We start from the raw sequence: 12,994 nt of genomic DNA, 5'->3' as shown, positions 1-12,994 counted from the left end.
GCTTGTTGGAATTAACGCCAGCCACCGCCCAAAGCCCGGTAGAGCTCAATGGTAGCACTGGCTTTTTCGCGTTCTAATTGAGTGACGGCCAGTCGGGACTGCAAGTAATTACTTTGGGCGGTAATAATTTCCAGGTAATTCGCCATGCCGTTTTTAAACAGCAGCTCCGTTGAGCCAATGCCTTCTTCGAGGGCTTGTCGCCGATTAGTAGCTGATTGAATCTGCTCTTCGAGTTTCTGGTTGGCTACCAGGGCATTCGATACTTCCATATAACCCGCGAGTACGGCCTGCTGAAAGGTAATGGCTGCCCGTTCCTGATCAATACGAGCCTGCTCCACCTGAGTTCTCAGTTGGCGACGCTGGAAGATCGGCTGAGTAAGTCCTCCGGCAATATTCCAGAAAAACGATCCCGGCACACTCAGCCAGTTCGAAGCCTGAAAGGAAGTAAGACCACTTTGAGCGGTAATGAGTAAGCGAGGATACAGGGCTGTTTGAGCAATACCCAGCCGGGCGTTGGCCGAGCGAAGGGCGTATTCGGCGGCGTGAATATCGGGCCGGGCGGCCAGTAGCGACACTTCGTAGCCGCCTTTCGGATTGATCGTGAATTCCGAACTGGTATGCACCTGACGCAGAATTCCTTTGGCGTACTGGCCGCAGAGCAAGCTCAGAGCGTTTTCCTGTTGGATAATACTTTGCTGGATTTGCGGAATCAGTTGCTTGGTGGCTTCGAGTTGAGCTTTGGCTTGCTGAATGGCTAGTTGCGTCGCTTCCCCGACGCGGTACTGGATGTTCGTAATGCGTACGGTAGAGTCACTCAACTCCTGACTATGGACGGCAATTTTGAGCTGTTCATCCAGCATCAACAGGTTGTAAAACCCACTGGCTACATCGGCAACCAGCCGCGTTTGTACGCCACGTTTGATTGCTTCGTTTTGAAGCAAATCCGACAAGGCCTGTTCTTTTTGTCGTCTTACGCGACCCCAAAGGTCAATTTCCCAGTTTAGGCCCATATTCAAACTGAAGTCACTGACATTTAGCGTACCAATAAAAGCTTCATTCCCCAAACCCGCGAAGCTGTTGCGGGCCGTTCGGTTGCGACTCACCTGCAATTGAGCGTTCAGATCGGGCAGATAGTTGAGTTTCACCTGCTTTAACGTAGTCTGAGCATATTCAATATTTTTAATGGCAATTCGCAAATCGTTATTAGACGTCAGGGCTGTATCAATTAATGCCTGAAGTAAAGGATTGGCGAAAAAATCCCGGAGGTGAGGCAGCGTAGCCAGACTGGAATCGGCGGGCTGATCGTTGCGAAACTGCCGGGGCGTCTGGGTGTCGGGGCGTTTGAAATCCTTACTCACCCGGCAGGCGGTAAGCAGAACAAACACGAGTAGTAGGGAATAAAAGGCTTTCATGTGCTAATCAATCGATTAGATAAGGGAAATGTTGACGGAAGCAAGCCCCGAACCCGCCTCACAGGCCAGCGGAGGCGGGTCGGAGTTTACTTCTCATCTATCGTTAACCTGGCTTTTCTACGCATGTACAGGTTGGGGCCGGGAGCGTTTCCGGCTTATTTTTTCCTGCAAAGACTGGCAAAGGACAAACAGCAGTGGAATAATCAGCAGTCCCAGTAGGACTCCGGTGATCATTCCTCCCGCCGCACTGGTACTGATGGAACGGTTACCTACGGCGGAGGACCCCGTCGCAAACATCAGCGGTATCAAACCGGCCACGAAAGCCAGCGAAGTCATCAAGATGGGGCGGAAACGTTGCCGGGCTCCTTCCACGGCCGCCTCCACAATACCCAGCCCCGACTGCCGGGCTTTGAGGGCAAACTCAACGATCAGAATCGCATTTTTAGCCAGCAACCCAATCAGCATGATCAGTCCAATCTGCACGTAAATGTTATTGGTAATACCCGCCATGCCGATGGCCAGATACACGCCCAGCAAACCCGTCGGAATGGATAAAATAACGGCCAGGGGCAGCAGATAGCTCTCGTACTGAGCCGCCAGCAGGAAGTAGGTGAATACCACGCACATACCGAAGATAAGTACCATCTGGCCCGCGGATTCTTTTTCTTCCCGGCTCAGTCCGCTCCATTCGTAACCGTAGCCTGCGGGTAATTTCGCCTGGAGAATACGCTCGGTGGCATCCATGCTTTGACTGTTGCTGTAGCCTTCCTTGGCCAGAATATTGACGGTAATGCTGTTAAACAAGTTGTAGCGGTTGACCACGTCGGGGCCGTATACCTTGTGTAAGCGAACCAGGTTGCCAATCGGGATCATCTGACCACTCGCATTTTTGACAAAGACCTGATTCAGGGATTCTTCATCCATCCGGAATTGGCCTTCGGCTTTGACGTTCACCCGGTAGAATTTTCCGAAGCGAACGAAATCACTCGACTGGGCACCCCCGTAGAAGAGTTGCAGCGTCGTCATGACCTCGCGGGGCGTAGTACCCAGCTGGTAGGCTTTATCTTCATCGACAATGACTTCAAACTGCGGGAAGTCACTGCGGAAAGTGGTGAACGCCGCTCCAATGGCCGGGTCCTGATTCAGGGCTCCAATGATTTGCTGAGCCTGGGTATTAAAGCTACTTAGTTCACCCCCAGTCTTGTCCTGTAGTACGAGTTCCGAGCCGTTTACGCTACCAAAACCTTCCACCGGAGGCGAACGGAAGAGACTGAAATCCCCTTCCTTGACGTTCGTCAGCCGTTGGTTCATGGCTTCGATAATCTCGTTCATGTCCTGAATTTCTCCACGATCCTTGATGGCTTTCAGGCGAATGAAGCCGACGGCGTAGGCGGGACCGGCACTGTTACTCAACAGGTTAAAGCCAGATACGCTCGTCACGGATTCTACTTCCGGCATTTTCTTAACGGCCTGATCGATGCGGCGAATAGCGGCGGTTGTGAATTTCAGGTTAGTGCCCGGCGGTAAGGAAAGTGAGTAGACAATGAAGCGGTCGTCTTCGTTGGGTACGAAATCCTTGGGTGCCCGGCTCATCAGGAAAAAGGCCAGTCCGGTGACTAGAGCCAGAGCGGTAATCCCCACCCATTTGCGGGCAATGAGAAACTGAATGCTGCGGATGTACTTGGACGTCAGATTGTCAAAACCCGCGTTGAAGGCCGTCACAAAACGTTGACTGAAATTCTGCTTGGGTGTCTGACCGTGCGTATTTTTTAGAAACAGGGCACACAGGGCCGGACTCAGGGTTAGAGCATTTACGGCTGAAATCAGAATGGCACTCGCCAGGGTAAAAGCAAACTGCTTGTAAAAAATCCCCGCCGGACCGTTCATAAAGCCTACGGGAAGGAACACGGCCGCCATCACCATAGTAATCGATAAAATGGCTCCCGTAATTTCCTGCATGGCAGAAACTGTAGCCTGTTCGGGCTCCAGATGTTCTTTTTCCATTTTGGCGTGAACGGCTTCCACCACGACAATGGCATCATCTACGACAATCCCGATGGCCAGTACCAGAGCAAAAAGCGTCAGTACGTTGATCGAAAAGCCGATGATCTGTAAAAAGAAGAAGGTACCCACAATGGCTACGGGTACGGCAATCGCCGGAATCAGCGTAGACCGCCAGTCCTGCAAAAACAAAAAGACGACGATAAATACGAGGATAAATGCCTCCACCAGCGTCTGCTTTACCTGATCGATGGATTGATCGAGGCGTTCTTTCACGCTTTGAATGATGTCGTACTGCACGCCTTTAGGGAAGCGTTTACTGCTTTCATCGAGGGTTTTACGAACGGCAATCTCAATTTCATTGGCATTGGAACCACTGACCTGCTGAATGGCCAGGGTAACGGCTGGTTTGCCGTCTTCTTTGTTATCGCTGTCGTAAAAAGCGGAACCGAACTCAATGCGGGCCACGTCCCGGAGCCGCAGCAACGATCCGTCGGGTTTGGCTTTCAGAATGATGTGTTCAAACTCTTCGGGTTTGTTGAGCTTGCCCTTGTACTTGACAATGTACTGTAGGGGAGCCTTCGATTCTTCACCCAGTTTCCCCGGTGAGGCTTCCAGACTGCTGTTGGCAATGGCCGTTTCAATGTCCTGTGGAACGAGGTTGTTTACCGTCAGCTTTTGCGGATTCAGCCAGATTCGCATCGAGTAGTCCTTACTCCCGAAAATTTGCACGTTTCCTACCCCTTTGATCCGCTTGAGGGCCGGTACCAGGTTAATTTTGGCGTAGTTCTGAAGGAAAAGCTCGTTAAACTTGGCTGAATCCTGACTCATCACGTTAAAGAACATGATGTTACTATTCTGCTGTTTGATGGTCGTAATCCCCGCCCGAATTACCTCCGCAGGAATCTGACTGTTGACCTGAGCAACCCGGTTCTGTACGTTTACGGCTGCCTGATCGGGGTTCGTACCCTGATTGAAGATGACCTGAATGGAAAACGAACCATCGCTACCCGCCGTAGACTTGATGTACTGCATGTTTTCCACGCCGTTAATGGATTCTTCCAGGGGCGTAATCACCGAACGCGTCACGCTTTCACTGTTTCCACCGGGGTAAAGACCGGATACGTAAATGGTTGGCGGGGCAATGTCAGGGAACTGCATGACCGGCAGCTGGGTCAGGGAAATAAGTCCCAGCAGCACCAGTACAATGGAGATGACCGTGGCCAGTACGGGCCTATGAATAATTTGTTGAAGCATATCGGGAAAGAATAAGCCGGTGAAGGTACCGGCTGCACTACATCATTTACTGAACGGGCTGGACCTGTTCGCCTTCCGTTACCATTCCGGCGTCCTTGGCGATAATCCGGTCGCCGACCTTGACACCTTTAACCAGCACGTAGTTATCACCACTTTTTCCGTTGACCTCAATCGGTACCCGCTCGGCGTGGTTATCCTGGGTCAGACGGAAGACATAGAACTGGTCCTGAATATCAGCCACGCCCTGTGTTGGGATGAGAATAACATTCTGCCGGGTTTCGGGTAGCACAATGCGACCCGTATTACCCGAGCGGAGCAAATACCGGGGGTTGGAGAACGCCGCCCGAACGCTGATACTACCCGTGCCCGTGTCGAATTTTCCGTCCACCATCTGTACTTTGCCGGGCTGCTCGAAGGGCTTGCCATCGGCGAGTACCAACTGTACGTTCGGCAACTTTTGGAGGGTTTCGCTGAGCGATTGCGTGGAACTCCGACTGAGTTGAAGAAAGTCCTGCTCGGTCATCGAAAAGTAGGCGTAGACCTGACTGATGTCCGAAAGCGTCGTCATGGGTTCGGTATCGCTGCGGGAAGCCAGATTGCCGAGGCGTTTAGGAATACGGCCAATGTAGCCACTAACCGGAGCCTTGACGAGGGTAAAGCCCAGATTGATCTGAGCCGTAGCGACGGCAGCCTGCTGTAAAGCCACATTGGCCTTAGCCGTTTCGTAGGCAGCTTTGGCCGTTTTCAGCTGAAACTCGGAGGTGACCCGATTCTGACTGAGTTCGGTGAATTTTTCAACCTCCAGCGTAGCTTTCTTCAGTTCCGCCTGGGCGGCTCCCAGGTTAGCCTGAGCCGTATGCAGGGCTTCGCGGTAAGGAGCATCGGCGATTTTGAACAGCGGCTGACCCGCCCGAACGAAGGCTCCTTCTTCGACGTAAATCTTTTCCAGATAGCCTTCCGCCTGCGGACGAATGTCAACGTTGACTTTGCCTTCAATGCGGGCGGGGTATTCTTTATGAAGGGTTACGGAACGTTCCTGGAGGGTTAGTACGCTGCGTCGTTGCGGGGCTGCGGCCTGCGTGGTTTGGTTTTCCGCGGAGGAATGGCAACCAGCCAGGGCCAGAAGTGTACCGAAAAGGACCACCAGCAGTGTATTGTTTTTCAAAAATGGGAAGTGTTTCACTTTGATTGCTTTTAATGCAACAAATATAGATAGTACCCAAAGGTAAGCTTCCTTTTTTGTTACCCAGCCGACCAAACGGCTTACCCAGTCGGAAAGAACGCCAACTCATTCGTCGGGTATAAAATCGACCCCGATTACCAGTAAATAATCTCCATTGACGCTTGAAGAGGTCCAGGAGGTACAAATTAGTTACGAGTAAGCTGGAAGTTGACAAAAGAAATGCGGTGAATACGTGGATTAATCGCCGCACAATATGCGGCGATTAGATTTGGGTGTATGCAGTATTTGGAGTATATTCACCGCATATTATGCGGTGAATCTGTTATGTATATCTATAATAATAAGGACTGGCCTCATTTCCACTGGCATTCTGAGCAACTCATTCATACGTTAGCAACCGTACGGCACAAACAAGGTCATCTACTAGGTAAAATGGCTGGACTTGGATTCACGCTCCAGACAGAAGCAATGCTTGAAACCATGACCCTGGAAGTTATTAAAACGAGTGAAATAGAGGGAGAAATACTGAAAGCTGATCAGGTTCGCTCCTCCATTGCCCGGCGACTGGGAATTGAGACCTTCGGATTGGTTCGGGCAGATCGGGATGTGGAAGGGGTTGTTGAAATGCTGCTGGATGCGACTCAACACTATGATTACCCTTTGACCAAAGAGCGGTTGTTTGGCTGGCATGCCGCTTTGTTTCCGACCGGATACAGCGGCATGTACAAGATTACGGTTGGGGATTGGCGAACGGAAGGAGACGGTCCCATGCAGGTTATTTCAGGACCCATGGGACGCGAACGGGTTCATTTCGAGGCTCCAGCATTTGACCGGCTTGAGGAGGAGATGCAACGTTTTCTGGAGTGGTTTAACAGTGAACAGTTAATAGATCCCGTGATTAAGGCCGGGATTGCTCATTTGTGGTTTGTGACTATCCATCCTTTTGATGACGGCAATGGACGGATTGCCCGAACGATTGCCGATCTGCAACTCTCCCGAGCCGACACCAGTACACAACGCTTTTACAGCATGTCTGCCCAAATCCGCAAAGAATGGGGGATGTATTACGACATGCTGGAAAAAACCCAAAAAGGAACAGTAGACATCACCGAATGGCTGGATTGGTTTCTCGCCTGTCTGGATCGAGCCGTAGTAGCTTCGGGCGAAGTACTCAACACCGTTTTGAGCAAAGCCCGGTATTGGGAATGGCTGACCACCAAGTCCCTTAATGAGCGGCAAAAACTTCTGTTGAACAAACTTATGGATGGCTTCGATGGCAAACTAACCACGTCGAAATGGGCGAAGATTGCGAAATGTTCGCAGGATACCGCCTTACGGGATATTCAAAACTTAATGGCCCAGGGGATTCTGATTCAGGAGGAGTCAGGGGGCCGGAGCACGGCCTACCTGCTGGCCCCGCTGAACGAGCGATAAATAAACGTAACGGATGTTTCAGGATAATGAACCCCCACTTTTAAGTCATTCTGTCCGCTTTAAGTATACGCGGAATTAGCACAGATTCGAGTGGGACAGCTATTCTTAAGCATTGAGAAAAAGGAGGAAATTTCAGGATTTGTAAGGAGGGTGAACAACCAGAGGCAAGACAGTAATGCAAACATTTCCCAGAACGGTTTAGAAGGCAAAAAGTAAATTGCCAGAGTATAAGCCTGCCATATCCTGAGTACAGATTAGTGGTACCAAATCCTGAAGCAATCATTTTACTTTAAACCGAAAGTCCTTCGCCCGATGTATACTAAACGTTTCTAACGGGGGCTTTCTTTCTAAAGTAGATGTTGAATTTAAATTATATAATAATCTGAAAGTCAGGGATAATCTATGATATTTTAGTCATTGCATGTTAAAAAAGTTGCCTTCGTCTTTTTATCTGCCTTTATTTTCCTATAAATTTAGTAGATTAATAGGTTTTGTTGGGTCTTTCTTCCCTTTTGAATCAATGAACGGTTGTCACGAGCTTTCAGCGTGCTCTCTACGGCTTGAGTAAGGGAGTACCCCACCGTTTTGGCGTCTTTTTCAGATTAGTTTAAAATCCTTTGTCATGCGATTTTCGTTCAGCTATACGGTTATACTTATACTGTCCTTTGCTTCGATGGTTCGGGCTCAAAAAGCTCCCCGGCCCAACATCGTCTTTATTATTGCGGATGATCTGGGTTACGGCGATGTAGGATTTAACGGGCAGAAGAAGATCAAAACGCCCAACCTTGACCGGCTGGCCGCTGGAGGCATGCGATTTACGCAGTTTTACGCCGGTACCTCCGTCTGTGCTCCCTCGCGGTCCTCTCTCATTTCGGGCCATCACACGGGGCATACGTACATCCGGGGCAACAAGGGCGTATCACCTGAGGGACAGGAACCCATCGCCGACTCGGTCGTGACCGTGGCCGAAGTATTGCAACAGGCGGGGTACAAAACCGGGGCGTTTGGAAAATGGGGCCTAGGACCCACGGGCTCCGTTGGCGACCCGAATCGTCAGGGCTTTGATGCCTTCTACGGCTATAATTGTCAAACGCTGGCTCACCGGTACTATCCTAACCATCTGTGGGAAAATGACCGGAAGATTGTTTTGGAAGCCAATGAAAACCTTCGTCAAACGAAGCAGTACGCTCCTGATCTGATTCAGGCCAAAGCACTGGACTTTGTCGAAGCCCAATCCAACGACCAACCCTTCTTCCTGTTCCTGCCCTACATTCTGCCCCACGCCGAATTGCTGGTTCCCGACGACAGTCTGTTACAGTACTATAAAGGCAAGTTTCCCGAAAAACCCTACATGGGGCACGATTACGGTGCCGAAGCGACCCGGGGCGGATACACTTCGCAGCCCTACCCACACGCTACCTTCGCGGCGATGGTGGCCCGGCTGGATTGGTACGTCGGGCAAATCGTAGCTAAACTCAAGGAAAAAGGACTGGATAAGAATACGCTCATCATTTTTACCAGCGATAACGGGCCCCACATCGAAGGCGGAGCTGATCCGGATTTTTTCGATAGCAACGGACCTTTCAGGGGGTACAAGCGGGATCTGTACGAAGGAGGCATTCGGGAGCCGTTCGTGGCCTACTGGCCCGGTACGATCAAAGCGGGTTCGTCGAGTGCCTACCTCGGAGCCTTCTGGGATTTGTTACCCACGTTCGGTGAATTGGCGGGTACGAGTGCTCCCCAAGGCATTGATGGACTTTCGTTTGCGGCGACGTTGACGGGGCGTGGCAAGCAGCCTCAACATGACTATCTCTACTGGGAATTTCACGAACAAAATGGCAAGCAAGCCATTCGCCAGGGCAACTGGAAAGCCGTGCGATTAAACGCGGGTCGTCAGCCGAATGGCCCGGTTGAACTTTACGATTTATCGAAAGATCCGGGTGAAACTACCAATTTGGCCTCGAAACATCCCGCTAAAAGCAAAGAACTGGCTCAGTTGATGAACCAGTCGCATGTTCCCTCGGCTTTATTTCCCTTCGGAACGGGGGAGAAGTAGTGTATCGTTATACGAAGTGCATACACCCTGGTTAAAACAAATCCCTGTCCAAACACCTCTGCAAATCCCAGAAAAAATTTGTTGGGTCTTAAAACGTATAGAGAGGAAAGTCAGTATCAAATCTTGCGTAACGGTCTGTTGTCTGTAGGGGTACAGTCCAGTAAAAACAGATCACTCTAGTAACGTATCCGCGTGACTGAACCCCGGTGCCTCGATGAAACTGCCTATGAAAAAAACGACGCTATCCGCCTGCCTGCTGACGTGCTTACTGAGTGTCGCCGCAGCCAGTCAGGCTCAGGTGAACTGGCCAGTGATTACCTCTCAGCATAAACCCTGGTCCCGCTGGTGGTGGGAGGGCAGTGCCGTTAAGAATCAGGAGCTTCGCAAGGCTCTGGAAACTTACCAGAAAGCCGGATTGGGTGGGCTTGAAATTGTACCGATTTACGGGGTGAAAGGCTACGAAAAAGACTTTCTGCCCTATTTAAGTCCGCAATGGATGGATGCTTTAACGTATACCCTCCAGGAAGCCAAACGCCTGAATCTGGGGATTGATATGTCGCAGGGCTCAGGCTGGCCCTTTGGCGGACCCTGGGTTACCGAGAAAGATGCCGCCAAAACGGTGTATCACCAAACCTACGAACTCAAAGAAGGACAACGCCTGTCGGAAAAAGTACTGTACTTTGTACCCGGCTTCGTTCGAACGGCGAATCCGACGAAACTGGAATTGTCGCAGGTAAAAGCCCCTTTAGCCGCTAATACCAATCTACAGGAACTGGCTCTGGATCAGATTCAGTACCCCGCACAGCTCAAAGCCCAGCGGCTGGTGGCCCGCAATCAGCAGGGTACCACGCTGGATCTGACCAGCAAACTCGACGCGAGCGGTACGCTCAACTGGCAGGCACCCGCTGGATCATGGAAATTGCTGGCCCTCTTCGAAGGCATGCACGGCAAGATGGTCGAACGGGCGGCCCCCGGCGGGGAAGGTTATGCCATCGATCACTTCTCGAAGGCCGCGACGGATCGATACCTGAACCACTTTGATCAGGCATTTAAGGGTCATACGCTGAAAGGTTTACGGGCGATGTTCAACGATTCCTACGAAGTGGACGACGCCCGGGGCCAATCCAACTGGACGCCGGAGTTCTTTGCCGAATTCAGGAAACGTCGGGGCTATGCACTGGAAGAGCACCTCTTCGATTTATTGGACAAGGGTGAAAACCAACTCGGCGTTTTATACGATTACCGGCTCACTATCAGTGAATTATTGCAGGAAAATTATACGGCGGCCTGGCGAAAATGGGCGAATCAGCGGGGCTATCCCATTCGTAATCAGTCCCACGGCTCACCCGCCAACATTCTGGATTTGTACGCCACCTCCGATATTCCCGAGACAGAAGGCCGGGATATTTTCCGTTTTAAGTTCGCTTCGTCGGCTGCTCACGTGACGGGCAAAACGCTCGTTTCCTGCGAGGCAGCTACCTGGCTTAATGAGCACTTTGTTTCCACGCTGGGTGACGTCAAGCGGGCTACGGATCTGTACTTTCTAGGTGGAGTAAATCATTTGTTTTACCACGGCATTGAATATTCGCCCAGTACCGACCCCTGGCCGGGCTGGTTGTTTTACGCGGCCGTCCATTTTCAGCCCACCAACCCCTTTTGGCACCATTTCCCAACGCTGAACCAGTATATTGCCCGGTCGCAGTCCTTTCTTCAGCAGGGTCGGGCCAATAACGATGTCCTGCTGTATTATCCGCTAGCCGATAAGTACAACGAGCCCGGTCGCGAGTTGCTGCAACACTTTGATGGCATGGAGAAGGGTTTTAAGGGTACCGTTTTCGAAGCCAGTGCCGAAGAAATGCAGGCGAAAGGTTACGCGTTTGACTATATTTCGGATAAACAAATCCTGACGTTACAGACCCAGCAAAAGCAGCTGATTAGCCAAGGAGGCCGCTACCAGACGCTCGTCTTGCCTGCCGTACATTACTTACCCCTGGCTACGCAAAAAGCTCTGCTGCAACGGGTACACAACGGAGCCACGGTCATTTTTTACAAAAACCGGCCCGAGCGGGTGCCGGGTCTGTCCCGGCACGAAACCCAGCAAAAGGCTTTTGACGAAGGGTTCGCGGGTTTACAATGGTCGAAATCGGAGGCTGGTCAGCAGGCCGTCTGGGGTGAAGGGCGAATTTTAATTGGTAATGATTTGACCGGGTTACTCGAGCAGGCTCAGGTACGGCGGGAAGCGATGGTGGCCGAAGGGATTCAGTTTAGCCGCCGGATGATTGGGTCTAAGACCTTGTACTTTATCCTGAATACCAATAAAAATGCCTGGGAAGGCTGGTTACCGCTTTCGACCAGGGCCGCCTCGGTTGCTTTGTACGATGCGTATACGGGTAACAAGGGACTCGCTCGTTTGCAGGACGGAAACGTTTGGGTTCAACTGGCCGCTGGAGCTTCGTTGATCCTGGAAACGGCACCCACCCAACGGACGGGAACACCTTTTCCCTATTACAAAACAGCCGGAGCAAAAATAGCCCTGAAGGGTCCCTGGAAGGTACACTTTATGGAAGGGGGGCCAAGTTTACCAGCAGATCTAGAACTAACCACATTAAAACCCTGGACGGAGGTCAACCAACCTGCATTACAGGAGTTTTCGGGACTGGCTAGTTACCAAACTACGTTTACTAAACCCGAAGGTCCGGCCAAACGCTGGCTGTTGCAGCTGGGCAAACTTCATGGTAGTGCCGAAGTGCGGTTAAACGGAACATCAGTAGGTACCTTATTGGAAAATGATCAGCAGGTAGTGCTGGATGAACGCTGGTTAAAAGCCAGCAATTCGTTGGAAATCAAAGTAGCCAATGGCATGGCTAACCGCATTATTAGTCTGGAGAAGCAGGGTGGGGCGTACAAGAAGTTTTATAACACCAACTTCCCGGCCCGGCTCAAAGAAAACGTGGGTAAAGATGGCCTGTTTACCGCCAAAGACTGGAAGCCCCTGCCCTCTGGACTGGAAGGGGAAATTACGATTCAGCCCATTGAGTAAGTTGCCCGTACAGGTGGATGTTTCATTCACTCGGGTGGAAGCTTTATTCCAACCCAAAAAGAGTAGGATGGATTTGGATAGTCCGCCCACCCATTCAGGCTACTCATTGAAACTTGAGTCCGATCGGGCAGATCGTACTACAACAGTCAGGTGTTTAAGCAAAAAGGCCAAGCGTTTTACACCAGGCAAAAAATTGGAGAAGGGCGGTTTGGTTTAATGCCGGGTACGTAAAAATTTTATGAATCCGGGACACATCAGATCGGAGATTCGAGAAAATACCGTCCTGCGAGAAGAGAAAAACCAGTTTTTGCTGGCGAAGTAGCTGCCGAATCGATAACCGGTCTTCGGTACGGGAAGCAAGGTTGTCGTTGCCTTCAAGAAGATCCGGGGTAAGGGATGAATAGGCTGAGCTTACAGTAGCTAACGCGGGCTGAACAATCACAACAGCATCCGAAATTTCTAATCCCGGTGTTTCCGCGTCAGACCGGTCGGCATCTAAACTTTGTAGATAGATTTCATTACCCTTATTCCATAGATAATCCGCTACGTCAAACGTTAGCGAATCTTCCGCCTGGATGTCTCCAATGATTAGAAATTTCATAGCTAAGTGG

General features: G+C 51.0%; 7 protein-coding genes. 3 read left to right on the top strand and 4 right to left on the bottom strand.

Annotation, left to right across the window (positions count from 1 at the left end; translation table 11 throughout):
* Window positions 1-11 precede the first annotated feature (11 nt).
* From BWI93_RS17875 to BWI93_RS17865, 3 genes are all read right to left on the bottom strand, one after another.
* On the bottom strand, window positions 12-1,412 hold the full coding sequence (locus BWI93_RS17875; RefSeq protein WP_094813721.1) for an efflux transporter outer membrane subunit: 1,401 nt from the start codon (window positions 1,410-1,412) through the stop codon (window positions 12-14).
* A 117-nt stretch (window positions 1,413-1,529) separates the two neighbouring features.
* Window positions 1,530-4,670, bottom strand: a complete 3,141-nt coding sequence (locus tag BWI93_RS17870) for an efflux RND transporter permease subunit (RefSeq protein WP_094813719.1) — start codon at window positions 4,668-4,670, stop codon at window positions 1,530-1,532.
* A 46-nt stretch (window positions 4,671-4,716) separates the two neighbouring features.
* Complete coding sequence (locus BWI93_RS17865) at window positions 4,717-5,835, bottom strand: efflux RND transporter periplasmic adaptor subunit (RefSeq protein ID WP_217902306.1); 1,119 nt, start codon at window positions 5,833-5,835, stop codon at window positions 4,717-4,719.
* A gap of 294 nt (window positions 5,836-6,129) precedes the next feature.
* On the opposite strand from BWI93_RS17865, the gene BWI93_RS17860 reads away from it, so the two are divergent.
* The 3 genes from BWI93_RS17860 (at window position 6,130) to BWI93_RS17850 (ending at window position 12,383) form a co-directional block, all read left to right on the top strand.
* Window positions 6,130-7,287 (top strand): Fic family protein, encoded by a 1,158-nt coding sequence (locus BWI93_RS17860; RefSeq protein ID WP_369679178.1) that lies wholly within the window; start codon window positions 6,130-6,132, stop codon window positions 7,285-7,287.
* A 622-nt stretch (window positions 7,288-7,909) separates the two neighbouring features.
* Complete coding sequence (locus BWI93_RS17855; protein WP_094813715.1) at window positions 7,910-9,343, top strand: arylsulfatase; 1,434 nt, start codon at window positions 7,910-7,912, stop codon at window positions 9,341-9,343.
* Between the two features lie 226 nt (window positions 9,344-9,569).
* The gene (locus BWI93_RS17850; RefSeq protein ID WP_094813773.1) at window positions 9,570-12,383 is read left to right on the top strand and encodes a glycosyl hydrolase; all 2,814 of its coding nucleotides are present in this window, start codon (window positions 9,570-9,572) and stop codon (window positions 12,381-12,383) included.
* 154 nt (window positions 12,384-12,537) lie between these two features.
* Here BWI93_RS17850 and BWI93_RS17845 read toward each other — a convergent pair whose 3' ends face one another.
* A complete protein-coding gene (locus BWI93_RS17845; RefSeq protein WP_094813713.1) occupies window positions 12,538-12,984 on the bottom strand; it encodes a hypothetical protein in 447 nt (148 codons plus the stop codon).
* Window positions 12,985-12,994: the final 10 nt, after the last annotated feature.

Origin of the sequence: Siphonobacter sp. BAB-5385 (assembly GCF_002261125.1) — a bacterium.
In the GTDB taxonomy this organism is placed as follows: domain Bacteria; phylum Bacteroidota; class Bacteroidia; order Cytophagales; family Spirosomataceae; genus Siphonobacter.
This window is presented reverse-complemented; position numbering and strand designations above follow the sequence as displayed.

Coding starts and splice junctions, on each gene's coding strand:
- BWI93_RS17875 (WP_094813721.1), bottom strand. CDS start 1,412: ATGAAAGCCTTTTATTCCCTACTACTCGTGTTTGTTCTGCTTACCGCC.
- BWI93_RS17870 (WP_094813719.1), bottom strand. CDS start 4,670: ATGCTTCAACAAATTATTCATAGGCCCGTACTGGCCACGGTCATCTCC.
- BWI93_RS17860 (WP_369679178.1), top strand. CDS start 6,130: ATGCAGTATTTGGAGTATATTCACCGCATATTATGCGGTGAATCTGTT.
- BWI93_RS17855 (WP_094813715.1), top strand. CDS start 7,910: ATGCGATTTTCGTTCAGCTATACGGTTATACTTATACTGTCCTTTGCT.
- BWI93_RS17850 (WP_094813773.1), top strand. CDS start 9,570: ATGAAAAAAACGACGCTATCCGCCTGCCTGCTGACGTGCTTACTGAGT.
- BWI93_RS17845 (WP_094813713.1), bottom strand. CDS start 12,984: ATGAAATTTCTAATCATTGGAGACATCCAGGCGGAAGATTCGCTAACG.